Below are 22,659 nucleotides of genomic sequence, written 5' to 3'. Positions count from 1 at the left end.
GGGCCCGCACAGCGGCGCGCAGGTCGCGTCCGGAACCGCAGGTCCGCGCCCGCGCACCGGCGTACGGGCCGCATCTGGAACCGCGTGTCGGGACGCGCACACCGGCGCGCACGTCGCGTCCGGGACCGCATGTCCTTGCGCGCGGGCGCATGAGACCCTTGTTGCGCCCCCGAGGCGCAACCGTAGGATCGTCCTCCGCAGGGGCGCACCACGGCAACTCGCGCGGCGGGCGCCGGGCCTGACCATACGTCACCGAGGGGCGGCAGGACGTGAGCGAGGGGTACGAGGAAGATGCCGGCGGGAGCGTCGGCCGGTCGTACGGTGGTGTGGCGAGAACGGCCCCTGAGCACGCGGGAACCCTGTTCCGCGACCCGGTGTCGCGGGTATCCGGAATTCTGCGGCACGAACTGCACGCGCGGCGCTCAGCCCCCGACGGACGGATTCGACACGCGTGACGGAGCAGCCCACATCCCATGAGCGGCCCCAGCCGGGAGCCGTCCCCGCGCCCCAGCCGGGCGCCGGCCCCGCGGACCCCCGCGGGGCGCTCCCGCGTGTCCCCGCCGCCCCCGGCCCGTTCGGCGAGGGCGACCCCCTCGCCGAAGCACCCGGGACGCCCGTGACCCCCCTACCGGCGTCGCAGGCCTCGGCCGGCGGCCAGGGCGGCGGCCCGTCCCGGCCGTCCGGCACGCCGCTGCCGGTGGACGACGGCCCCGAGCACTCCCAGCCGGCCGCCGAGGAGCCCGGACCGCACCGCCCGCGCCCCACGCCGGACTCCATCCCCGTACAGCCCGGCGGCGGCGACCAGGAGCGCACCTCCGCCGCCCCCGCCACGCCCGGCGGCCTGGAGCGCCGCACGGGGCAGACGGCGCCGCCGCACGGCCCGATGCCGATGCGCCGGGACGGCGACCGGCTGCGCTTCGTCGGCGCCGCGACCCGCCGGATCGCCCGCGGCATCGACCTCGACGAGATCGTCATGGGGCTGTGCCGGGCCACCGTGCCGACGTTCTCCGACGCGATCCTCGTCTACCTCCGCGACCCGCTGCCCGTCGGCGACGAGCGACCCACCGGGCCCCTGCTGCTGCGGCTGCGCCGCACCGACCGCATCCCGCAGCAGCGGGACGTGGAGGACGGCATCCTGCCGGTACCCGCGCCGGAGTCCTCCGGGCTGGCCGGGCTCACCAACGACCTGTGCGAGGTGCGCCCCGGCGGCGCGCTCGCCGAGGTGCTGCGCGGGGTGCGGCCGGTCTTCGCCGACGCCCCCGGCGCCGCCGACGCGCTGCCCGAACTCCTCGGCGACGACCTCCCCGTCCCGCCCGGGCAGCACGGGATCCTCGCCCCGCTGCGCGGCCGCCGCCGGGTGATCGGCGCGGCCCTGTTCCTGCGCCGCCCCGAGCGCCCCGCGTTCGAGGCGGACGACCTGCTCGTCGCCGCGCAGCTCGCCACGCACAGCGCGCTCGGCATCGACAAGGCCGTCCTGTACGGCCGCGAGGCCTACATCGCCGACGAGCTCCAGCGCACGATGCTCCCCGAGCATCTGCCGCGCTGCACCGGCGTGCGGCTGGCCTCGCGCTATCTGCCGGCCGCGGAGACCGCGCGGGTCGGCGGCGACTGGTACGACGCGATCCCGCTGCCCGGCAGCCGGGTCGCCCTCGTCGTCGGCGACGTCATGGGCCACTCCATGACCTCCGCGGCGATCATGGGCCAGCTCCGCACCACCGCGCAGACCCTCGCCGGGCTCGACCTGCCGCCGCAGGAGGTGCTGCACCACCTCGACGAGCAGGCCCAGCGGCTCGGCACCGACCGCATGGCGACCTGCCTCTACGCGGTCTACGACCCGGTCGCGCACCGCATCACCGTCGCCAACGCCGGGCATCCGCCGCCGGTGCTGCTGCATCTGGGCGGCCGGGCGGAGGTGCTGCGGGTGCCCGCGGGCGCCCCGATCGGGGTGGGCGGCGTCGACTTCGAGGCCGTCGAGCTGGACGCGCCCGCCGGGGCGACGCTGCTGCTCTACACCGACGGGCTGGTGGAGTCCCGGCTGCGGGACGTGTGGACCGGTATCGAGCAGCTCCGCGAGAAGCTCGCGACGACGGCGCAGCTCACCGGTGTCGACCATCCGCCGCCGCTGGAGGCGCTGTGCGACGAGGTGCTCGACATGCTCGGTCCCGGCGACCGGGACGACGACATCGCGCTGCTCGCCGCCCGGTTCGACGGGATCGCGCCGAGCGATGTCGCGTACTGGTTCCTGGAGCCCGAGGACTCCGCGCCGGGCCGGGCCCGGCGGCTGGCCCGGCGGGCGCTGTCCCGGTGGGGGCTCGAGGAGCTGACCGACTCGGTGGAGCTGCTGGTGAGTGAGGTCGTCACCAACGCGGTGCGGTACGCGTCGCGGCCGATCACGTTGCGGTTGCTGCGGACGGATGTGCTGCGGTGCGAGGTGGGGGACGACGTGCCGCAGTTGCCGCGGTTGCGGCAGGCGCGGGCGACGGACGAAGGGGGGCGGGGGTTGTATCTCGTCAACCGGTTGGCGCGGAGGTGGGGGGCGACGCGGCTCAGTACGGGGAAGGTCGTCTGGTTCGAGCTGAACCGGGGGTGACCCCCTGGCGGGGGTGCGCCCTTGTTTGTCTCGCCCCCGCCGCCCCTGCCCTCCCCCAAGCTCTCAACTTCTCCCCCAAGCTCTCGGCTGCGCTCGAGCAGGGGGTACCCCCATGAGCAGGGGGGACCCCCATCGCCCCCGGACCCCCCTACGGAGCTTCGCTCCGTTTTGCGCAGTTCCCCGCGCCCCTGAGAACGGGGCTGGGGAACTGCGCTTTTCTTACTCTCTGTTCTGGCCGAACAAGTTGCCGCCGCCGCCCTCGTCGTCTCCCTCGTCGTCGCCCTCGCCGCCGTTGGACGCCGTGTTGCTGGGGCTCGAGGGGGGTGACGTGGTGGTGGGGGGCTTGGAGGTCTCCTCGTCGCCGCCCGCGGGCGGGCTCGTGGTCGTGTCGGGGGACTCGGACTCCGGGGGCTCGCTCGATGCCGTGTTGGACGGGGTGTTGGACGGCGTGTTGCTCATCGTCGGCGAGCTCGTCTTCTCGACCGCCGCGCCCTCCTTGGTGTCCAGGTCGAACTTGGTGACCTTGCCCATCGCGTCGAACGTGTACGCCGCCCAGATCTGCGCGGGATAGCCACCGCCGTTGACGCGCGGCAGGCCGCCCGCGCCGTACATCGCCACCTGGCTGTGGTTCTTGGCGCTCTCGCCGAACAGGCCGACGGACGTGACCAGTCCGGGCGTGTAGCCGGTGAACCAGGCCGACTTGTTGTTGTCCGACGTACCCGTCTTGCCGGCCACCTGCTGGTCGTCGCGCTTGGGGTTGTCGCGGACCGAGGTGCGGGCCGTGCCGTCGTCGACCACGCCGGTCAGGACCGAGGTGACCGTGTCGGCGGCCACCTTGCTGATCACCTGGTCGCCGATCGGGTCGGGCAGGTCGACCACCTGGTCCTTGTGCTCCACGGACTTCAGGATCGACGGCGTGACCTTCTTGCCGTGGTTGTCCAGGGTCGCGTAGACGCCGGCCATCTCCAGCGGGCTCGCGCCCATCGAGCCGAGGGTCTGGGCGGGGACCGCCTTCAGGCCGTCGGTGTCCATGCCCAGATCGCCCGCGGTCTTCAGCACGTTGTCCATGCCGACATCCACACCCATCTGCGCGAAGACCGAGTTGACGGACTCGTTCATCGCCGTCTGCACGGTGATGTCGCCGTAGTCGTGGTCGTCCTCGTTCTCCGGGGCGAAGCCGATGGCGCTGCCCACGACCGGACGCTTGCTGGTGCCGTCGTAGATCGTGGTGGAGTTGATGTCCTTGCCGTCCTGGGTCTTCGCGCCCTGGTCCAGGGCCGCGGCAAGGATGACCGGCTTGAAGGTGGAGGCGGGCTGGTAGTCCGTGCGGGTCGCGTTGTTGGTGAAGTGCTTGACGTAGTCGATGCCGCCGTACAGCGCGAGGACCTTGCCGGTCTTCGGATCGACGGACACGGCGCCGGCCTGTACGTCACCGTCGACCTTGCGTTTCTTCTTGTCGAGCTTGCTGGTGAGCTGGGACTTGACCGCCTTCTCCAGCTCGGCCTGCTTCTTGCTGTCGATGTTCAGGGTGATGGTCCAGCCCTGGTTCTCGACCTTCGCCGCCGCCTCGGACTGGGTGAGGTTCTGCTCCTTCATCAGCTGCCGCTCGAGCTGCGCGTTGGCGAGGTTCACCAGATAACCGGTCTGGCCCTCCATGCCGGGGGCGGCCTTGGGGTCCTTGGGCGTCGGGAACGTCAACGCGTCGCGCTTGCCCTTGTCCAGCCAGCCCTCCTCGACCATGTTGTCGAGGACGTAGTTCCAGCGGGCCTTGACCAGCTTCTTGCCGGTGTCGGTGGCGACCGCCCAGTCGTACTGGCTCGGCGCCTGGAGCAGCGCGGCGAGATAGGCGCCCTGGTCGACCGAGAGGTCCTTGGCGTCGACGCGGTAGTACGCCTGCGCGGCGGCCTGGATGCCGTAGGCGCCGCGGCCGTAGTAACTGGTGTTGATGTAGCCGGCGAGGATGTAGTCCTTGGACTTCTCCCGGTCCAGCTTCAGCGAGATGACCAGTTCCTTGAGCTTGCGGGTGACCGTCTGGTCCTGCGTCAGGTAGTAGTTCTTGACGTACTGCTGGGTGATGGTCGAACCACCCTGCGCGCCCCTGCCGCGGACGGTGTTGAGCAGACCGCGGGCGGTGCCCTTGAGGTCGACGCCGCCGTCGTTGTAGAAGCTCTTGTTCTCGGCGGCGACGAACGTCTTCTGGACCTGCTTCGGGATGTCCGACAGGTCCACTTCCTCGCGGTTGACGTCGCCCTTGCGGGTGAGCATCTTGCCGTCGCTGTACTTGTAGATGTTGCTCTGCAGCTGGGCGGCGGCGTTCCCCTCGGGGATCTGGATCATCATGTACATCACGACGAACGCGCCGATGCCGAGCAGGCAGACGCCGAGGAACGTGCCGAGGACCTTCTTCCAGGTGAAGAGGCGGCGTATGCGGCCCTTCCCGGCGTTCTTGGCGGCCCGGCCGCCCTTGCCCCGGCCCTTGGCGGCCCGGCGGGCCGCGGCGCGGCCCCCCACCGGGGAGTCGGCCGCGGAGCCCGCCTCCGAGCCCGCTGCTGAGCCCGACGCCGAACCCGCCGTGGACGGCGACGAGGCCTCGCGGGCCTGCGCCGAGCGGTTGGGGGGAGCCGCGCGGCGGCCGCCGCGCTGCCGCGCTCGTCTCTCTTCCGCTCGTCCCATGAGTAGATCCGCTCCGCTTCGCTCTCGTCGGTCACACAGGTTCGTCGCACAAGTCAGCTCCGAAAGCTAACACCGCACGATGTGACACCGGGCCGTCAAATACGGTCCTTCCGCCTCTAATCGGACGTGACAATCAGCACCCGTCCGAAGAAACCGACGGCGGGCGCGGGTGAAGGGTTGCCCGGATGGGTAAAGTGATATCACTTAGATAGTAAGTAAGTGCTCGCGCACATACGCTCAGAACGGGGGCCGATTCCATGTCCGCACACGATCCGTCCACACCTGAACCGTCCACCCCGGGCACGCCCGGTGGGCCCGGCGCCTCCGGTGCCGTCGGCGCGCCCGACGTTCCGGAGATGCCCGCGCCCCGCGTACGGGAGTTCCCGGCGCACAGCATCGGCGGCGGGCTCGCGCTGCTGCTCGGTCTGGTGGGGCTGCTCGTCGCCGTCGCCCTGTTCGCGACGGCCGCCGCGCTCAGCTCGGTCGGCGTCAAGGCCGTCCTCATCGTCCTCGGCATCGTCGTCGCCCTCTCGGCGGTCATCGCCATGCGCGGGCTCAACATGGTCGCGCCCGGTGAGGCGAGAGTCGTCCAGCTCTTCGGGCGGTACCGGGGGACGATCCGGGACGACGGTCTGCGCTGGGTGAACCCCTTCACCTCGCGCCGCAAGATCTCCACCCGGGTGCGCAACCACGAGACGGCCGTCCTGAAGGTCAACGACGCCTACGGCAACCCGATCGAACTGGCCGCGGTCGTGGTCTGGAAGGTCCGCGACACCGCCCAGGCCTCCTTCGAGGTGGACAACTACGTGGAGTTCGTCGCCACGCAGACCGAGGCCGCCGTCCGCCACATCGCCATCGAGTACCCCTACGACGCCCACGACGAGGGCGGGCTCTCGCTGCGCGGCAACGCCGAGGAGATCACCGAGAAGCTCGCCGTCGAGTTGCACGCGCGCGTGGAGGCGGCCGGCGTGCAGATCGTCGAGTCCCGCTTCACCCACCTCGCGTACGCTCCCGAGATCGCCTCCGCGATGCTCCAGCGGCAGCAGGCGGGCGCGGTCGTGGCGGCCCGGCGGCAGATCGTGGACGGGGCGGTCGGCATGGTCGAGGCGGCGCTCGCCCGGATCGCCGAGCAGGACATCGTGGAGCTGGACGAGGAGCGGAAGGCGGCGATGGTGTCGAACCTGATGGTGGTGCTGTGCGGGGACCGGGCGCCGCAGCCGGTGCTGAACGCGGGGTCGCTGTACCAGTGAGCGCGTCCTCGGAGGACGCGGAGCGTCCGCGGGGGGTGCGGGGGTCCGCGTCCGGTTCCCCGTCCGCGTCCGGCTCCGCGAAGCAGCGGAAGCAGGTTCTGCTGCGGCTGGATCCGCTGGTGTACGAGGCGCTGGCGCGGTGGGCGGGGGATGAGCTGCGCTCCGCCAACGCGCAGATCGAGTTCCTGTTGCGCCGGGCGCTGGGGGAGGCGGGGCGGTTGCCTCGGGGGGCCGCGCCGATTCGGCGCCGGGGGCGGCCTGCGGGTGGGGGCTCCTTGGAACCTGGCGGTTCCGAGGAGTAGCCCCCTCCCCCTTTCGCTGCGCGGCGCCCGAGAGCTCGGGACTTGTTGTTCGTGCGGCGGCTGCGGGTTGTGCGTGGCTTGTCGCGCCCACGCGGCGGAGCCGCATATCGACACAGCCCCGCGCCCCTGGGCGGGAAGGGCTCGCGTCCGCCTGAAGGCGCCGTCACGAGACTGTGACAATGCGGGCCCACCTGCGGCTTCGCACCCCCCACCATGATCTACACACTGTGTGTATACGCCGTAGGTATACCCCGTGTGTACAGTGCTCCGCATGTCCATCGGTCACACGTTGCTCGGGCTCCTTGAGTCCGGGCCCCGCCATGGTTACGACCTCAAGCGGGCCTTTGACGAGAAGTTCGGTCATGACCGGCCGCTGCACTACGGCCAGGTCTACTCGACGATGTCCCGGCTGCTGAAGAACGGGCTCGTCGAAGTCGACGGCATCGAGGCGGGCGGCGGTCCCGAGCGCAAGCGGTACGCCATCACCGAGGCCGGGATCACCGACGTACAGCGGTGGCTGGCGTCACCGGAGAAGCCCGAGCCGTACCTCCAGTCGGTGCTGTACACCAAGGTCGTCCTCGCGTTGCTCACGCACCGGAACGCGGCCGACATCCTGGACACCCAGCGCTCCGAGCACCTGCGGATGATGCGGATCCTCACCGACCGCAAGCGCCACGGCGACCTCGCCGACCAGCTCATCTGCGACCACGCCCTCTTCCATCTCGAGGCCGATCTGCGGTGGCTGGAACTGACCGCCGCACGCCTCGACAAACTCGCCCAGGCGGTGTCCTCATGACCCCTCCCCCCGGCTCCCTGCTCGCGGCCGAGGAGCTGCGCAAGGCGTACGGCCCGACGATGGCCCTGGACGGCGCCGAGTTCTCGATCCATCCCGGCGAGGTCGTCGCCGTCATGGGTCCCTCCGGCTCCGGCAAGTCGACGCTGCTGCACTGTCTGGCCGGCATCGTGCCGCCCGACTCCGGTTCGATCCAGTACAACGGGCGCGAGCTCGCCACGATGAGCGACGCCCAGCGCAGCGCGCTGCGCCGCTCGGAGTTCGGCTTCGTCTTCCAGTTCGGGCAGTTGGTGCCGGAGCTGACCTGCGTGGAGAACGTCGCGCTGCCGCTGCGGCTGAACGGCACCTCCCGCAAGGAGGCCGAGCGGACGGCGCTCGGCTGGATGGAACGGCTCGAGGTCGACGACCTGAGCAGGAAGCGTCCCGGCGAGGTCTCCGGCGGTCAGGGCCAGCGGGTCGCGGTGGCCCGGGCGCTGGTCACCGGACCGCGCGTGCTGTTCGCCGACGAGCCGACCGGCGCCCTGGACTCGCTCAACGGCGAGCGCGTGATGGAGTTGCTCACCGAGGCGGCCAGGTCCACCAACGCCGCCGTGGTGCTGGTGACGCACGAGGCACGGGTCGCGGCCTACTCCGACCGCGAGATCGTCGTACGGGACGGCAAGTCGCGGGACATGGAGCGGGTCGTATGAACGCGCGCACCTGGATCCGTGACCTGTCGATGGGCGCGCGGTTCGCCGTCACCGGCGGCCGCGAGGGCTGGACGCGGACCCTGCTCACGGCGGTCGGCGTCGGGCTCGGGGTGGGGCTGCTGCTGCTCACCACCGCGGTGCCCAACGTGCTCGGCGCACGGCACGACCGCGACGACGCGCGGTACGACTTCTCGTTCGAGACGACGAAGAAGATCCCCGCCGCCGACGACACCCTGGTCGTGGCGCACGTCGACACCAGCTTCCACGACGACGACGTCCGCGGGCGGCTGTTGCAGCCCGAGGGGCCCGAGGCACCGCTGCCGCCGGGGGTCGAGGCGTTCCCGAAGGCCGGCGAGATGGTCGTCTCCCCCGCGCTGAAGAAGCTGCTGGCCTCGGGCGACGGCGCGCTGCTGCGCGAGCGGCTGCCCTACCGCACGGTCGGCACGATCGGCGAGTCCGGGCTCGTCGGCCCGGCCGAACTGGCCTACTACGCCCACTCCGACGACCTCGCGCAGCGGGCCGGCCAGGACTCGACGACGCGCCGGATCGACCACTTCGGCGAGGTCGCGGCCCAGCAGGACGACGGTCTGCCCCCGATCCTGCTGCTGCTCATCCTGGTCGTCTTCGTGGTGCTGCTGATGCCGGTCGCCGTCTTCATCGCGGCGGCGGTGCGGTTCGGCGGCGAGCGGCGCGACCGGCGGCTCGCGGCGCTGCGGCTGGTGGGCTCCGACGGCGCCATGACCCGGCGGATCGCGGCCGGCGAAGCGCTGGCGGGGGCCGCGATCGGGCTGCTCTTCGGTGCCGGGTTCTTCCTGATCGGCCGGCAGCTCGCGGGCCTGATCGATCTGTTCGGCATCAGCGTGTACCCGAGCTACCTCAATCCCTCGCCGCTGCTCGCCGCGCTGGTCGCGGTCCTGGTGCCCGCTGCCGCGGTCCTGGTCACGCTGTTCGCGCTGCGCGGTGTCGTCATCGAACCGCTCGGCGTGGTGCGTACCGCGAAGCCGGCCCGGCGCCGGCTGTGGTGGCGGCTGCTGCCGCCGGTGGCCGGCCTGGCGATGCTCTACCCGATGATCGGCAAGGGCAACGACAACGGCGACTTCAACCAGTACCTCGTCATCGGTGGCGTGCTGCTGCTGCTGGTCGGCGTGACGGCGCTGCTGCCGTGGGTCGTGGAGTCGGCGGTCGGCCGGCTCAACTCGGGTGGCGTGGCCTGGCAGCTCGCCGTTCGCCGCCTCCAGTTGAGCAGCGGCACGGCGGCCCGCATGGTCAACGGGATCGCCGTCGCGGTGGCCGGGGCGATCGCCCTGCAGATGCTGTTCGCGGGCGTCCAGGACGATTTCACCAAGGACACCGGCCTGGACCCCCTGCGCGCGCAGATGGAGGTCGACCTGAACCACGCGAGCAAGGTCGACACCTTCGACGGCAAGGTCCAGGAGCGGTTCCAGCGGACCGAGGGCGTGTCGTCGGCCGTGGCGCTGTCCGTCGGCTCCCTCGGCGAGCGGCGCAAGGACGCCGAGCGCGATACCGAGATGACCGTCGGCTCGTGCGCCTCCCTGCGCGAGATCGCCGTGCTTCCCTCCTGCCACGACGGTGACGTCTTCACCCTGCCGTCCACGTCGGACCCGAGCGCCGGCGTCGCGCCCGATTGGCCGAAGCCCGGCCACACGGTGTACGTCGACCCGTCCGTCAGCGGTGTGGAGCGGGGCGCCGAGGTGGCCTGGACGGTGCCCCGCGAACTGCCGGTGGTGAAGCAGCGCCACGACGCGATCGAGAACACCATCTGGGGCCTGCTGGTCACCCCCTCGGCCGCGCCCGCCAAGGCGCTGCACACGTTCTCCGGTCATGTGTACGTCCAGCTGGACCACTCGGTGCCGGACGCCGCCGAGCACGTACGGACCACGGCCGCCCAGGTGGATCCGTTCGCCGATGCCTGGACCTGGCAGTCGACGGAGACCAGCAGGCAGTACGAGGCCATCCGCACCGGCCTGTTCGTCGGCGCGACGTGTGTGCTCGCGCTGATCGGGGCGAGCCTGCTGGTGTCGCAGCTGGAGCAGTTGCGGGAGCGCAAGCGGCTGCTGTCGGCGCTGGTCGCCTTCGGCACGCGGCGGCGGACGCTGACGCTGTCGGTGCTGTGGCAGGCGGCGATCCCCGTCGCCCTCGGTCTGGTGCTGGCCTCGGCGGTCGGACTGACGCTGGGCGCGGTGCTGCTGAAGATGTCCTCCGTACCGATACGGGTGGACTGGGGCAGCGTGGTGTCGATGACGGGCGTCGGAGCGGGGGTCGTCCTCGCCGTGACGGTACTGAGCCTGCCGGCGCTGCTCCGGCTCATGCGTCCGGAGGGCCTGCGGACGGAGTGAGTTCGCCGGCGCCCCTACGGGGCGCCCACCACCCGCACCGGCAACGGCCGCAGCGCTTCCCGGAGCGCTGCGGCCAGTTCCGTGTACTCGGCCGACCGCGCCGCCCCCGCCCGCATCGCCAAGGCCACCCTCCGGGTCGGTGCCGGCTCGGCGAAGTACCCCGTCAGGAGGCTGCCGTTGCGGCTGGTCTCCACCGTGAGCGCCGTGCGCGGCAGCAGGGTGACGCCCAGTCCCCCGGCGACGAGCTGGACGAGTGTCGCGAGCCCCGCGGCCGTCGTCGTGACCGGGGCGTCCGCGCGCCCCGCCTCCCGGCAGATGTCGAGCGCCTGGTCGCGCAGACAGTGCCCCTCGTCCAGGAGCAGCAGGTTGAGCTCGCGCAGCGCCGCGCGGGGTATGCCCTCGCGGCCGCCGAGCGAGTGGTCCAGCGGGGTGACGAGCACGAAGTCCTCGTCGTAGAGCGGGAGTTCGGTGACGCCGGGGACGCCGAGGGGCACCGCGAGCAGCAGCAGGTCGAGGCGGCCGGTGGCCAGGCCGTCGAGCAGGCCGGCGGTCTGCTCCTCGTGCACCTGGAGGTCGAGGGCGGGGTAGCGCTCGTGGACGAGGCCGAGGACCGTGGGCAGCAGATAGGGCGCGACCGTCGGGATGACGCCCAGTCGCAGCGCCCCGGTGAACGGCGCCCGCACCGCCTCGGCCTCCTCCAGGAGCGCGCCGACCTCCGCCAGTACCGCCTTGGCCCGTACGGCCAGGCGCTCACCGGCGGGCGAGAGCAGCACCTTGCGCGTCGTACGCTCGACCAGCGTCACACCGAGGATCTCCTCCAGGGCGGAGACGGCGCCGGAGAGCGCCGGCTGGCTCATGCCGATCGCGGCGGCGGCGTCCCGGAAGTGCAGGTGCTCGGCGACGGCGGTGAACGCGCGGAGTTGGGACAGGCTCGGCTGCCGGCGTCCGTGGGCCTTCGCTCCGGCTCTGCCCGCGCTCCCTGCCATGGCCACGCATCTCACCCTTGGTCACTGATAGACGACACCGATCAACACGACCGAGTGTAGCTATTTCCCGAATCAATGCACCATGTGCCACGATCATCAACGTCCAACCCATGAGAAGCGCCGGATGAACGGGGCGTTTCTTACGTGCAAGGAGAGCGTGTGCTCACTGTCGGTGACAAGTTCCCCGAGTTCGAACTGACCGCCTGTGTCTCCCTGGAGAAGGGCAAGGAGTTCGAGCAGATCAACCACAAGACCTACGAGGGCAAGTGGAAGATCGTCTTCGCGTGGCCCAAGGACTTCACCTTCGTGTGCCCGACCGAGATCGCCGCGTTCGGCAAGCTGAACGACGAGTTCGCCGACCGTGACGCGCAGATCCTCGGCTTCTCCGGCGACTCCGAGTTCGTCCACCACGCCTGGCGCAAGGACCACCCGGACCTGACCGACCTGCCGTTCCCGATGATGGCCGACTCCAAGCACGAGCTGATGCGCGCGCTCGGCATCGAGGGCGAGGACGGCTTCGCGCAGCGCGCGGTGTTCGTCGTGGACCAGAACAACGAGATCCAGTTCACGATGGTGACCGCCGGGTCCGTGGGCCGTAACCCCAAGGAGGTCCTGCGGGTCCTCGACGCGCTGCAGACCGACGAGCTGTGCCCGTGCAACTGGAAGCAGGGCGACGAGACGCTCGACCCGGTCGCGCTGCTGGCGGGTGAGTGACCTCATGTCCCTCGACGCGCTGAAGTCCGCCATACCGGACTACGCCAAGGACCTGAAGCTGAACCTCGGTTCGGTGATCGGCAACTCCGACCTGCCGGTGCAGCAGCTCTGGGGCACGGTGCTGGCGACCGCGATCGCCTCGCGGTCCCCGATCGTGCTGCGGGAGCTGGAGCCGGAGGCGAAGGCGAACCTGTCGCCGGAGGCGTACACCGCGGCGAAGTCCGCGGCGGCGGTGATGGCGATGAACAACGTGTTCTACCGGACGCGGCATCTGCTGTCGGACCACGAGTACGGCACCCTGCGGGCCGGGCTGCGGATGAACGTCATCGGCAACCCCGGGGTCGACAAGGTCGACTTCGAGCTGTGGTCGTTCGCGGTGTCGGCGATCAATGGCTGCGGGATGTGCCTGGACTCGCACGAGCAGGTGCTCCGCAAGGCGGGCGTCGAGCGCGAGGTGATCCAGGAGGCGTTCAAGATCGCGGCGGTCGTGGAAGCGGTCGGCGTGGCGCTGGACGCGGAAGCGGTACTGGCGCAGTAACCTCCGCGAGGTTTCGCGCCAAGGCGTTCCTCGCCCCCGCCGCCCCTACCCGTCCCGACCCCGGGGGCAAGCCCCCGAACCCCCAAAAGATTGCGCAGTTCCCCGCGCCCCTATCAGGGGCGCGGGGAACTGCGCACGGGGTCCAAGGGGCGGGAAGGGTAGGGGCGGCGGGGGCGGAAAACTACTGGTCGGCCGGGGGCTTCGGGGCGGGGTCGTCGGGGGCCTCGCCCTCGGCGTACGCCCGCAGGTACCCCACCACCGTGTTGGTCACCGCGACCAACGGCACCGCCACCACCGCACCGCCGATCCCGGCCACCATCCCCCCCGCGGCCACCGACAGCACCACCGCCAGCGGATGCACCCGCACCGCCCGCCCCAGAATGAACGGCTGCAGGATGTGGCCCTCGATCTGCTGCACCAGCAGCACCACCGCCAGCGTCATCACCGCCGCGAACACGCCCTGCGTCACCAGCGCCACCACCACTGCCAGCGCCCCCGACACGACCGCGCCCACCAGCGGGATGAACGCGAACAGGAAGATGAACACGGCCAGCGGCACCGCCATCGGCACGTCGAGGAAGTAGATCCCGAGCCCGATGAAGATGGCGTCGATCAGCGCCACGATCACCGTCCCGCGCACATACGCCGTCAGCGTGCGCCAGGCCTGCGGCCCCGCCCCCGCGACCCCCGGCCGCGCCGCCGCCGGGACCAGCTTGAGCGTCCACTCCCAGATCCGCCGGCCGTCGTAGAGCAGGAACAGCGTGGAGAAGATGGTCAGCAGGATGCCCGTGAGGGCCTCCACGATGACGGTCACACCCTCCAGACCCGCCGACGTGATCTGGTCGGTGTTGGCGCCGATCGCCTCCCGCAGGTTCTTCGCGATCGCGTTGATCTGCTTGTCCGTCACATGGAACGGACTGTGCAGCAGCCACAGGCGCAGATCGTCGATGCCGTCCTGGACCTGGTCGGAGAGGTTGTCGATGTTCTCCATCACCTGCCAGGTGACGAACCATCCGATGAGCCCCATGACGACGAAGCCGAGGATCGCGGTGAGCGCCGTCGCCAGCCCGCGCGGTACGCCGTGCCGTCTCAGCCGGGCCACCGTGGGCTGCAGTACGGCCGTGACGAGCAGCGCGGCCACGAAGGCCAGCACGACGAGCTGTACGGCGCTGATGACCCGCATCAGCACCCACACCGTGCCGGCCAGCACGAGCAGCCGCCAGCCGGCCTCGGCGGCGACCCGCACGCCCCACGGCACGGCCTGCGCGGGGTCGGGCCGTCGCGGGCGTACGACGACGGGGGCGAGCGCGGTGGGGCCGGCGGCCGCCCCGCCGGCGGGGCCTCCGCCCGAGGCCGTACCGGGCGCCGGATCCCCGGCCTCCGCCTCGGCGTCCCACCGCGTGTCGGACGAGCCCGGCCCGTCCGGCCCGTCCGGCGTGTTCACCGGTACGGCGTCGGAGGGCTCGGAAGGCGGGGAGGGCTCGGAGGCTGTGGCAGCGGAGGATGTCGCCGGGGTGGCGGCCCCGGCCCCGGCGGACGCGCCGCCGGACCTGCCCTCCGCGCCGTCGGACGGCGCGCCCGGCGCGCCCTGTTCGCGTTCGACCTCGGCGCGGCGCGCGTCGAGCCGTTCGCCCAGCTCGGTCAGCCGGGCCCCGGCCCGCCCGAGCCACTCAGGCACTCGTGACATGATCCGTCCTCTTCCCCCGCTCTTCCCCACCACTCCCCCCGAAGCTGTCGGATCAGACGCTACAGGGCAACAGCCCCTCCCCCTAGGACGGGGAGGGGCTGCGCGGGGTTGAGCAGGGCGCCGGCGGACGCGGCGGTACGGGTCAGTAGTTCCCGTTCGCCTGCCAGTACGACCAGGCGTCGCACGGGCTGCCGTAGCGCTGGTTCATGTAGTTCAGGCCCCACTTGATCTGGGTGGCCGGGTTGGTCCGCCAGTCGGCACCGGCGGAGGCCATCTTGCCCGCGGGCAGAGCCTGGACGAGGCCGTACGCGCCCGAGGACGGGTTGGTGGCCTGGTAGTTCCAGGTCGACTCGTGGTTCACGATGTTGCTGAAGCACTGGAACTGGCCGCTCGGCACGATCTGCCGGGCGATCGCCTGGACCTGCGCGACCGTGTACGAGCTCTGGACGGCGAAGGAGGAGGCGTCGCGGGTGGCACTGCGGCTGGCCGCGTCCTTCTTCGCCTTCGCGCGCTCCTTGGCGTCCTGCACCGCCTTCTCGGCCGCCGCCTTCTTGGCGACCGCGGACTTGGCGGCCGCCTTGCGCGCGGCCTCCTCGGCGTCCTTCCTGGCGCTGGTGTCCGCGGCGATGGCCTGGGCGTCGGCCTGCTGCGCGAGGGACGCGGTCTGCACCTGGGCCTGGGTGCCCACGGGGATGTCCGACAGGAGCGTCGCGTCGGCTGCGGTCGCCTCGGCGTCGTTGTTCTGGGCAACACTGCCCGAGGCAACGCCGACGACGCTACCGACAGCGGTGACCGCCGTGGCCGAGGCCACTGCGAATCCCCGGACCGAGATCCGGCTCACACGGTTTCCTTCCAGCATCGCCCGCTTCGGTGACCCTGGCGGACGCGATCGTGCCCCTTGACGCTGGCCTCCCAACTGCGGGGTCACGGGAGGCACGGGCCCGGTGGGAACTCCCGCGGCGGGAGCGCCGTGTGGTGCTCGGGCGGCATACGACGGCTCTATGGAGTTGGTACTGACTCTGATGCGCCGAACCGCTGGGGGTACGGCTGTGTCGTATGCGGGGCCTGACAGAACCGAGACTCTGCCGTAACCCGACGCCGGGAATCAATTCGGAGTTGAGTGTGAAAGCTCACACCCGGCCGACCCCAGGGCATTCACAGAAAACCGCACACAGCGGGGCGCCGCCCGGCTAGGCTCTTTCGCCTTACTGCCGGACGGCGCCAACTGCCGTTCCTATGCGTTGAGTTGAGCTTTCCGCGGTGACTTGGACTTTCTGCGGCGACTTGGGCTTTCCGCGGTGCGTTGTGGCGAGCCGCGACGTGTCGTGGCGAATCGCGACCGGCCGCTAAATGTGTCCGTCTTCCAGCATTTCGGTCACCAGTGCGGCGATCTGCGAGCGTTCGGACCGGTTCAGCGTCACATGGGCGAAGAGCGGGTGCCCCTTCAGCTTCTCCACGACCGCCACCACGCCGTCGTAACGGCCCACCCGCAGGTTGTCCCGCTGCGCCACGTCGTGGGTGAGGACCACCCGCGAGTTGGCGCCGATCCGGGACAGCACCGTCAGCAGGACGTTCCGCTCCAGGGACTGGGCCTCGTCGACGATCACGAACGCGTCGTGCAGGGACCGGCCGCGGATGTGCGTCAGCGGCAGCACCTCCAGCATGCCGCGGGCGGTGACCTCCTCGATGACCTCGCGGGACGTCACGGCCGACAGGGTGTCGAAGACCGCCTGCGCCCAGGGGCTCATCTTCTCGGCCTCGCTGCCCGGCAGATAGCCGAGCTCCTGCCCGCCCACCGCGTACAGCGGCCGGAAGACCATCACCTTCTGGTGCTGACGGCGCTCGAGCACCGCCTCCAGACCGGCGCACAGCGCCAGCGCCGACTTGCCGGTGCCGGCCCGGCCGCCCATCGACACGATCCCGACGTCCGGGTCGAGCAGCAGGTCGAGGGCGACGCGCTGCTCGGCGCTGCGGCCCTTGATGCCGAACGCCTCCCGGTCCCCGCGCACCAGCCGGACGTTGCCCTCGGCGGTGACCCGGCCGAGCGCCCTGCCGCGCTCCGACTGGATCGTCAGCCCCGTGTGCACGGGCAGGTCGGCCGCCTCCGGGACGTAGACATGGCCCTCCTCGAAGAGGACGTCCACCTGTTCGCCCGGCAGGGTCAGCTCGGACATCCCCGTCCAGCCGGAGGCGTCCGTGATGGCCAGCTCCGCGCGGTACTCCTCGGCGAGCAGGCCCACCGAGGACGCCTTGATCCGCAGCGGGAGGTCCTTCGACACGACGGTGACGTCGAACCCCTCGGCCTGCAGATTGCGGGCGACCGCGAGGATGCGGGAGTCGTTGTCCCCCAGGCGGTAGCCGCTGGGCAGGACGCTGGGGTCCGAGTGGTTGAGCTCGACCCGCATCGTTCCGCCCAGCTCCCCGATCGGGATGGGGGCGTCGAGGCGTCCGTACCGCACCCGGTAGTCGTCCAGCAGGCGCAGGGCCTGCCGGGCGAAGTAGCCGAGCTCGGGATGGTGCCGCTTGGCCTCCAGCTCCGTGACCACCACGATCGGGAGCACTACCTCGTGCTCCTCGAAGCGGGTCAGGGCGTTCGGGTCGGCCAGCAGGACGCTGGTGTCGAGAACGTAGGTGCGCCGGTCGGACTTGCGGCGCTGTGTGCTGGTCACCACGGAAGGACGTACCCCCTCGGATGAGGTCGGGGAGCGACGGAGAGGAACTGGACCGGTCGACGGCCGCGATGCACGCATCGCGAGGACCGGCGACCGGCCCTCCGCGTCTGCGTCCGTGCTGTGACCGCACGGTCGGGCTGGTGCAAAGGGCCTCCCGGGCGGACGGCCCCGTGCCGTCCGCTGAGATACGACACCCGTGGTTCGGGTGTCGACCTGTTTGGCTTATTCCCTCTTCGGCGCGCGGCCATGCCATGGGTTGCGGGGGCGGGCCGGTGAACGGGTGGTGACGTACGGGTACGACGTGGGAGTACGGGGACGCCGTGACGGGCGGTCAGCCTGCGCCGGCCGCCGGAACGCGGTGGTGTCAGCCGCCGTAGCGGCGGTGGTGTCAGCCGCCGTAGCGGCGGTGGCGGGCCGCGTAGTCGCGCAGGGCGCGCAGGAAGTCGACCTTGCGGAAGGCGGGCCAGAACACGTCGCAGAAGTAGTACTCCGAGTGGGCGGTCTGCCAGAGCATGAAGCCGGAAAGCCGCTGCTCGCCGCTGGTGCGGATGACCAGGTCGGGGTCGGGCTGGTCGCTGGTGTAGAGGTGCCGGCCGATCATGTCGATGTCGACGGACTCGGCGAGCTGCTCCATCGTCGTGCCCTTTTCCTGGGCGTCGTGCAGCATGGACCGGACGGCGTCGGCGATCTCCTGGCGGCCGCCGTAGCCGATGGCGACGTTGACCACTATCCCCTTGACCTGCGCGGTGGCCTCCTCGGCCTCCTTCAGCACGGTCTGCATCCCCGACGGGAGCAGATCGAGAGCGCCGACGTGGTGCACGCGCCAGCGGCCGTCAGAGGCGAGGGAGCGGGCGACGTCCTCGATGATCCCGAAGAGGGGGACGAGCTCCTCCTGCGGGCGGTCGAAGTTGTCCGTGGAGAACAGCCAGAGGGTGACGACCTCGACGTCCGTCTCGCTGCACCAGCCGAGGAACTCCTCGATCTTGTCGGCGCCCGCGCGGTGGCCCTGTGCGGTGGTGGAGCCGGCGGCCTTCGCCCAGCGCCGGTTGCCGTCCATGATCACGCCGATGTGCTTGGGCACCTGGGCGTGGTCGAGGTGGCCCTCCACCCTGCGTGCGTAGACCCTGACCAGCAGGCGGCGCAGGTTGTCGCGCAGGTTCACGAGATTGTCAGCCCCTCCGTGTGGATCGGGATCCGTGCGGCCGTGGCGGCGCTGGGCGCAGCCGTGGCTGCGTGCGGCCGTGGTGGCGCTGCGCGCAGCCGTGGCGGCACTGTCCGTCCGAATGGCGGTCCCGGGGGGCGAAGCCTACCGCTGTGGGCCGGGTGGGCCCGGCCCAGGGGAAGTTCGGGTGGGGGCGAGCGGGGTGGTGTGGTGCAGGGGGGAGCTGAGGCGGCTTCCCCGTGCGTTCACCCGCCCGGGGTACTTCGGAACACGCCGATGACTCGACACCCACCCTCCGACATGCGTACGTAAAACCTGTGAACATGTCTACGGAGAGGTCGGCGCGCCTTCGAATCCAACGCGATTCAGCCATTCGGGCCGACTGAACGAGCGTTTTCGTGGTCAGCGCGTCGCGGTTGGGCGACTGCGGAGAGTAGTTTTTTGACGCTGATGCACGCAGCACCCCTCACGAAGGGTTATGGTGGAACTCCCCCCCTCGGGCCGGTCCGTTTCCCCCCCACGGACCGGCCCGTTCTCTTTTCTCCGATGCCGGGCCGCCGGCGGCTGTCGCCGCCCGCGGCCCGCGCTACGTTGCGGGGATGGGGTCGGCGTCGTTCGTGGTGCGTGGTGGGGCGGGTTCGCCCCGGGTGCCGCTTGAGATCGCCGCGTCGCGGCGGGAGCGGCGGCGGGGGTTGCTCGGGCGGGACGGGATCGAGGGCGCGCTGCTGCTGAGTCCGGCGCGCGCGGTGCACACGGTGGGGATGCGGTTCGCCGTGGATGTGGCGTATCTGGACCGGGGGATGCGGGTGCGTGCGGTGCGGAGGATGCGGCCGGGGCGGGTGGGGTTGCCGCGGCCGTGGGTGCGGCATGTGCTGGAGGCGGAGGCCGGGGCGTTGGCGGGGTGGGGGGTACGGCCGGGGGTGACGGTCGTGGTGGCGCGGGGTGAGTGAGCGGGGCTGCGCGGCGGGCACCGCGCAGCCCCCTCCACCGCGCGGGACCCGTCCGCCCGCCCGCGCAACGGTCGCTTTGCTTGCGCGAATTACCTTGGTCCGAACTTACGGGACGGGGTGGGGCGGGGGCGAGGGTGGGGCGGTAACGATGTGGACAACGGTGGGGGTGGATGCGGCTGGTCCGGGTGACGCGCCGGGCCGTCGCCGGGTGACGCGCCGGGCCGTCGCCGGGGTCGGGGCCGGGCCGGTGCATCCGCCCGTTGCCGCCTGACATGGCCGTATCCGGGCGAGGGCGGGGTCCGCCAGGCCGGACGTACGCAACGGGCATGCGATGCACCGGCCCGGCCCCTTCCGTACGTGGGCGGCTTTCCCGCCGTGCGACGTCCGTGCGTCAGGCCGCGCGTTCTCCGAAGGCCACCTGGCCGTCGCCGCCGGCTACGACATGCAGGTCCACGGTGACGTCCAATGCGGATGCAAGGCGAACCAGGAGGTCGGCCGTAATGGGCAGCATCCCGCCGAGTTCCACCGCGTCGACCTCCTCGGCGGTCATCCCCAGCCGTTCTGCGAGCTCGGGCTGTGCCAGACCGAGAGCCGTACGCCGGTCGTACACGAGCTGCCCCAAGGCATGCGCCAGTCGGATCTGCTCACGCTCGGCGGTGATTTCCGGAGGCTCGGTGTACCCAGCGGCATGCTGCCGTTCCCGTGCCAGTTTCCAGCGGGTGTGGCTCACAGTTCCTCCCGGAAATCGCGAGTGAACTCCTCGTGTGCGGGGTCGTGCTCCGCCTCGCACAACGCCTTGGCTTGCTTGGCGCGCTTGACCTCCGCCTCCTCCCGCATCCGAGTCTTGCGGAAGACCGTCAGAAGGACGATGCGGCGCCCCGGAGCCAGCCAGTACGGCACCCGCACAGCATTCCCATCCAGGTGGAAGCGCAGCTCACGCAGCCCTTCGCCCAGACTACGCGAGTTCGGCTCGCCCAAGGTTGTAGGTAACGAGGCAAGAAGGTCTGCCTTCTCCTCCACCTGGCGGTACTGCGAAGGGGGCAAGGTGTCGAGCCAGCGCCGGACTTCCGGCTCCAGTTCGATGACGTAGCGATCATCCACGACGTGAACGTAGACGCCGGCGGAGACCGTCGGTGTTGTCTTCGCGTCCCTCTTCACACCTACGAGTGCCTCGACGGCTACGACACCGTGCCTGAGTCGTTCGACGTCGAATCGCTTCGGGGGAAGGAGACCTCTACGCGGCGGTTCTTGCGGCGGCCCTGTTCGGACGTGTTGTCGGCGATCGGGTAGTCCTCGCTGTAGCCGCGTACCTCGAAGGTGACGTCGCCGTCGAGGTGGGAGGCCAGTTCGTCGTGCACGGCCTCCGCGCGGCGCTTGGAGAGGACCAGGCCGTGGGCGTACGAGCCGAGGTTGTCGGTGAAGCCGAAGACGCGGACGGCCTGCGCGTTCTGCTTCTTGATCTCGGTGGCGATCGCGTCGATCCGCGAGCGGGCCTCGGGGTTCAGCTTCGGGCTGTCCTTGGGGAACAGCACCTCCGCCTGGAGCGCGAAGGTGACGTTCTCGTTGGTGTCCTCACGACGCTCCTCGCCGCCGAGGTCCTCCACGACGGACTTGATGTCCAGCACCTTGGCGTCGGCGAGCGTTGCCCCGTCGGCGAGCTTGAGGCCGGGGCTGTTCGGGTCGACCGTGGGGGGCGGGGAGGTGGTGACGGTGCCGGGCGGCCGGCTCGGATCACCGCCGTCCGCGAGGGCGGGCGTCGGTGCGGAGAGGGCCAGTGCGGTGAGGAGGGCGACTGTCGTGCCGCTCAGGACGGTGGCCACGGGTCACCCCTCGGAGATCTCGATGGAGGCGGGGGGCATGGAGCCCACCTGGAAGTCGACCTTCGTGGTGTCCTCGGGCGGGGCGGGGAATTGGGCGTACCAGTCCGCAGTGTCACCCGACCTCAGCCGGGAGAATTTCGTGCACAGACACCGCCCCGAGGTGTCTCGCAGGACGAGGTACTTCTTCTTGCCCTTCTCATCAACAAGGCTCGCACCCGACAATGAACCACCGTTGCCTGCGAGCTCAGTCTCGCTGCTCTTCCAATCGGCGCCCATCCATGAACTGCTTCCCCCATTAGTCACCCGACCCGACACAGTGACGAACCCGCCCTGGTCCCGCTCAGCCGATGTGATGGTGACGGTGAGGTCCCCGCCCTTGGTTGTCACCAAGGCGTCGTCAGCCGATGTCGTTGATGACTCCGGGGACTCGTCCTCGCTCTTCTTGTCGGACGAGGCGGACGAAGAAGGTGTCTTCGAGTCACCCTCGTCTCCTCCTCCGCCGCAGCCGGCCACCGTGAGGAGCAGCCCAGCCGTGATCGCCACCGCGCTCAGCGCCCTGCGGCCCTTCCTGGTGTGCCGGTACGTCATCGGTACGCGTTCCTTTCACTCGGCCAGATGCACGGAGAACAGCACGGACGCGTCCGGGAGGTCGTCCGGTTCGAAGTCGGTGGGATCGATGTTCACCGTCTGGCCGTCGCAGTCCAGTTCCACGGGTTTCTTGGGATCGGCGTCGAGAGCGAAGTCGCACCGCGGCTGGATGACCGCCACGGCGTGGGCGCGGGCGTGCTGCCCCTCGGTGCCGGGGATGATCGAGTCGCCCACGGTGTAGTTCGTCTGTACGGCCACCTCGAAGCCGGGGTAGCCGTCGCGCATGACCGGTTGGGCTCCACCCTGGACGGTCGAGTCGTTCTGGGCCGCCAGTTCCTGTGCGGCGGCGCCGGCGCCCGCGTCGTTCGGCAGATCGCCGTCCAGCCAGTCGAGCCAGCCCTCGTCCGTGCCTATGTCGGCGCCCAGCCGGTCCATCAGCTCGTCACGGGCGTCCTGCGCGGCCGCCAGCGCGGCGGCGTCCGCGGCGGACTGGGCTCCGTTACGGGCGGACGCCGCCTGGGCGAACACGAAGAAGGCGAGAGCTGCGAAGAGCAGAATCGCGGTCAACCAGATGTAGAGAGGCAGCATCTGCCCTCGGTCGCTGAGCAGATCACCGACGCTCAGCCGCCTCCGCCGACCACGCGGTCCACCGCGTCGCCGATGGCACTCGAGATGGTGCCGTCCAACCCCAACTGATCGATCATCACAAAGATCCCCGCAATGATGATCATCAGCCCCGCATACTCCACGAACCCCGCCCCCGCGTCCCGTCCTGCCCCCCGCATGCGGGAGACAACCGCCTTCCTCCACCTCGTGAAGCGGCTCATCACCCCTGCCCTCCCGTACCGTGGCACAGCCGACGTCGACACCGTACGTGAGAGGGTGTCT

21 protein-coding genes are annotated in these 22,659 nt (G+C 70.8%); 9 read left to right on the top strand and 12 right to left on the bottom strand.

Annotated features, from left to right (window positions below; all coding sequences use genetic code 11):
- The first annotated feature begins 451 nt into the window (after window positions 1-451).
- Complete coding sequence (locus tag OIE12_RS21020) at window positions 452-2,590, top strand: SpoIIE family protein phosphatase (RefSeq protein WP_329137564.1); 2,139 nt, start codon at window positions 452-454, stop codon at window positions 2,588-2,590.
- Between the two features lie 219 nt (window positions 2,591-2,809).
- Here OIE12_RS21020 and OIE12_RS21015 read toward each other — a convergent pair whose 3' ends face one another.
- A complete protein-coding gene (locus tag OIE12_RS21015) occupies window positions 2,810-5,263 on the bottom strand; it encodes a transglycosylase domain-containing protein (protein WP_329137562.1) in 2,454 nt (817 codons plus the stop codon).
- Between the two features lie 257 nt (window positions 5,264-5,520).
- Here OIE12_RS21015 and OIE12_RS21010 point away from each other — a divergent pair, with 257 nt between their 5' ends.
- The 5 genes from OIE12_RS21010 (at window position 5,521) to OIE12_RS20990 (ending at window position 10,654) form a co-directional block, all read left to right on the top strand.
- A complete protein-coding gene (locus OIE12_RS21010; RefSeq protein WP_443053874.1) occupies window positions 5,521-6,513 on the top strand; it encodes an SPFH domain-containing protein in 993 nt (330 codons plus the stop codon).
- A complete protein-coding gene (locus OIE12_RS21005; RefSeq protein ID WP_443053873.1) occupies window positions 6,510-6,815 on the top strand; it encodes a hypothetical protein in 306 nt (101 codons plus the stop codon). The genes OIE12_RS21010 and OIE12_RS21005 overlap by 4 nt, the downstream gene beginning before the upstream one ends.
- 271 nt (window positions 6,816-7,086) lie before the next feature.
- Entirely contained in the window at window positions 7,087-7,611 is a 525-nt protein-coding gene (locus OIE12_RS21000) for a PadR family transcriptional regulator (protein ID WP_329137558.1), read from the top strand.
- Complete coding sequence (locus tag OIE12_RS20995) at window positions 7,608-8,297, top strand: ABC transporter ATP-binding protein (RefSeq protein ID WP_329137556.1); 690 nt, start codon at window positions 7,608-7,610, stop codon at window positions 8,295-8,297. Before OIE12_RS21000 ends, OIE12_RS20995 begins: the two co-directional genes overlap by 4 nt.
- On the top strand, window positions 8,294-10,654 hold the full coding sequence (locus OIE12_RS20990; protein ID WP_329137553.1) for an ABC transporter permease: 2,361 nt from the start codon (window positions 8,294-8,296) through the stop codon (window positions 10,652-10,654). The genes OIE12_RS20995 and OIE12_RS20990 overlap by 4 nt, the downstream gene beginning before the upstream one ends.
- A 14-nt stretch (window positions 10,655-10,668) precedes the next feature.
- Here OIE12_RS20990 and OIE12_RS20985 read toward each other — a convergent pair whose 3' ends face one another.
- On the bottom strand, window positions 10,669-11,640 hold the full coding sequence (locus OIE12_RS20985; protein WP_329142107.1) for a LysR substrate-binding domain-containing protein: 972 nt from the start codon (window positions 11,638-11,640) through the stop codon (window positions 10,669-10,671).
- Window positions 11,641-11,799: 159 nt separating this feature from the next.
- Between OIE12_RS20985 and OIE12_RS20980 the strand changes: the two genes are divergently transcribed.
- Together OIE12_RS20980 and OIE12_RS20975 are read left to right on the top strand one after the other, a co-directional pair.
- Complete coding sequence (locus OIE12_RS20980) at window positions 11,800-12,354, top strand: peroxiredoxin (RefSeq protein WP_030378836.1); 555 nt, start codon at window positions 11,800-11,802, stop codon at window positions 12,352-12,354.
- Between the two features lie 4 nt (window positions 12,355-12,358).
- Window positions 12,359-12,892 carry an alkyl hydroperoxide reductase gene (locus OIE12_RS20975; protein ID WP_329142105.1) on the top strand — a complete coding sequence of 178 codons (534 nt, stop codon included), beginning with the start codon at window positions 12,359-12,361 and terminating at the stop codon, window positions 12,890-12,892.
- 181 nt (window positions 12,893-13,073) lie between these two features.
- On the opposite strand, the gene OIE12_RS20970 is transcribed toward OIE12_RS20975, so the two are convergent.
- From OIE12_RS20970 to OIE12_RS20955, 4 genes are all read right to left on the bottom strand, one after another.
- Window positions 13,074-14,579: an AI-2E family transporter gene (locus tag OIE12_RS20970; RefSeq protein ID WP_329137551.1), complete on the bottom strand. Its 1,506-nt coding sequence runs from the start codon at window positions 14,577-14,579 to the stop codon at window positions 13,074-13,076.
- 142 nt (window positions 14,580-14,721) lie between these two features.
- Window positions 14,722-15,420 carry a transglycosylase SLT domain-containing protein gene (locus OIE12_RS20965; protein WP_329137549.1) on the bottom strand — a complete coding sequence of 233 codons (699 nt, stop codon included), beginning with the start codon at window positions 15,418-15,420 and terminating at the stop codon, window positions 14,722-14,724.
- Between the two features lie 505 nt (window positions 15,421-15,925).
- A complete protein-coding gene (locus OIE12_RS20960) occupies window positions 15,926-17,251 on the bottom strand; it encodes a PhoH family protein (RefSeq protein ID WP_329137547.1) in 1,326 nt (441 codons plus the stop codon).
- 388 nt (window positions 17,252-17,639) lie between these two features.
- On the bottom strand, window positions 17,640-18,413 hold the full coding sequence (locus tag OIE12_RS20955) for an isoprenyl transferase (protein ID WP_329137545.1): 774 nt from the start codon (window positions 18,411-18,413) through the stop codon (window positions 17,640-17,642).
- 599 nt (window positions 18,414-19,012) lie between these two features.
- On the opposite strand from OIE12_RS20955, the gene OIE12_RS20950 reads away from it, so the two are divergent.
- Window positions 19,013-19,363, top strand: a complete 351-nt coding sequence (locus tag OIE12_RS20950; RefSeq protein ID WP_329137544.1) for a DUF192 domain-containing protein — start codon at window positions 19,013-19,015, stop codon at window positions 19,361-19,363.
- Window positions 19,364-19,754: 391 nt separating this feature from the next.
- Here the strand turns inward: OIE12_RS20950 and OIE12_RS20945 are convergent, their stop codons facing one another.
- The 6 genes from OIE12_RS20945 to OIE12_RS20920 all read right to left on the bottom strand — a co-directional run bounded on the left by OIE12_RS20945 (window position 19,755) and on the right by OIE12_RS20920 (window position 22,598).
- On the bottom strand, window positions 19,755-20,093 hold the full coding sequence (locus tag OIE12_RS20945) for a helix-turn-helix domain-containing protein (protein ID WP_329137542.1): 339 nt from the start codon (window positions 20,091-20,093) through the stop codon (window positions 19,755-19,757).
- On the bottom strand, window positions 20,090-20,464 hold the full coding sequence (locus OIE12_RS20940; protein WP_329137540.1) for a type II toxin-antitoxin system RelE/ParE family toxin: 375 nt from the start codon (window positions 20,462-20,464) through the stop codon (window positions 20,090-20,092). Before OIE12_RS20940 ends, OIE12_RS20945 begins: the two co-directional genes overlap by 4 nt.
- A gap of 77 nt (window positions 20,465-20,541) precedes the next feature.
- The gene (locus OIE12_RS20935; protein WP_443054062.1) at window positions 20,542-21,138 is read right to left on the bottom strand and encodes an OmpA family protein; all 597 of its coding nucleotides are present in this window, start codon (window positions 21,136-21,138) and stop codon (window positions 20,542-20,544) included.
- Window positions 21,139-21,186: 48 nt separating this feature from the next.
- Window positions 21,187-21,771, bottom strand: coding sequence for a hypothetical protein (locus tag OIE12_RS20930; protein ID WP_329137535.1), 585 nt, complete (start codon window positions 21,769-21,771; stop codon window positions 21,187-21,189).
- Window positions 21,772-21,786: 15 nt separating this feature from the next.
- Window positions 21,787-22,359, bottom strand: a complete 573-nt coding sequence (locus tag OIE12_RS20925; protein ID WP_329137533.1) for a pilus assembly protein TadG-related protein — start codon at window positions 22,357-22,359, stop codon at window positions 21,787-21,789.
- 32 nt (window positions 22,360-22,391) lie between these two features.
- On the bottom strand, window positions 22,392-22,598 hold the full coding sequence (locus tag OIE12_RS20920; RefSeq protein ID WP_329137531.1) for a hypothetical protein: 207 nt from the start codon (window positions 22,596-22,598) through the stop codon (window positions 22,392-22,394).
- Between the last annotated feature and the right edge of the window lie 61 nt (window positions 22,599-22,659).

Source organism: Streptomyces sp. NBC_00670 (assembly GCF_036226765.1).
Lineage (GTDB): Bacteria > Actinomycetota > Actinomycetes > Streptomycetales > Streptomycetaceae > Streptomyces.
The sequence above is the reverse complement of the archived record's forward strand: the minus strand, read 5'-3'. Positions and strand labels throughout refer to the sequence as shown.

Excerpts from the sequence above, each read along its gene's own strand:
- OIE12_RS20920 (WP_329137531.1), bottom strand. The coding sequence starts at position 22,598 with ATGAGCCGCTTCACGAGGTGGAGGAAGGCGGTTGTCTCCCGCATGCGG.
- OIE12_RS21015 (WP_329137562.1), bottom strand. The coding sequence starts at position 5,263 with ATGGGACGAGCGGAAGAGAGACGAGCGCGGCAGCGCGGCGGCCGCCGC.
- OIE12_RS20985 (WP_329142107.1), bottom strand. The coding sequence starts at position 11,640 with ATGGCAGGGAGCGCGGGCAGAGCCGGAGCGAAGGCCCACGGACGCCGG.
- OIE12_RS21010 (WP_443053874.1), top strand. The coding sequence starts at position 5,521 with ATGTCCGCACACGATCCGTCCACACCTGAACCGTCCACCCCGGGCACG.
- OIE12_RS20995 (WP_329137556.1), top strand. The coding sequence starts at position 7,608 with ATGACCCCTCCCCCCGGCTCCCTGCTCGCGGCCGAGGAGCTGCGCAAG.
- OIE12_RS20990 (WP_329137553.1), top strand. The coding sequence starts at position 8,294 with ATGAACGCGCGCACCTGGATCCGTGACCTGTCGATGGGCGCGCGGTTC.
- OIE12_RS21000 (WP_329137558.1), top strand. The coding sequence starts at position 7,087 with ATGTCCATCGGTCACACGTTGCTCGGGCTCCTTGAGTCCGGGCCCCGC.
- OIE12_RS20950 (WP_329137544.1), top strand. The coding sequence starts at position 19,013 with ATGGGGTCGGCGTCGTTCGTGGTGCGTGGTGGGGCGGGTTCGCCCCGG.
- OIE12_RS20930 (WP_329137535.1), bottom strand. The coding sequence starts at position 21,771 with ATGACGTACCGGCACACCAGGAAGGGCCGCAGGGCGCTGAGCGCGGTG.
- OIE12_RS20970 (WP_329137551.1), bottom strand. The coding sequence starts at position 14,579 with ATGTCACGAGTGCCTGAGTGGCTCGGGCGGGCCGGGGCCCGGCTGACC.
- OIE12_RS20925 (WP_329137533.1), bottom strand. The coding sequence starts at position 22,359 with ATGCTGCCTCTCTACATCTGGTTGACCGCGATTCTGCTCTTCGCAGCT.
- OIE12_RS20975 (WP_329142105.1), top strand. The coding sequence starts at position 12,359 with ATGTCCCTCGACGCGCTGAAGTCCGCCATACCGGACTACGCCAAGGAC.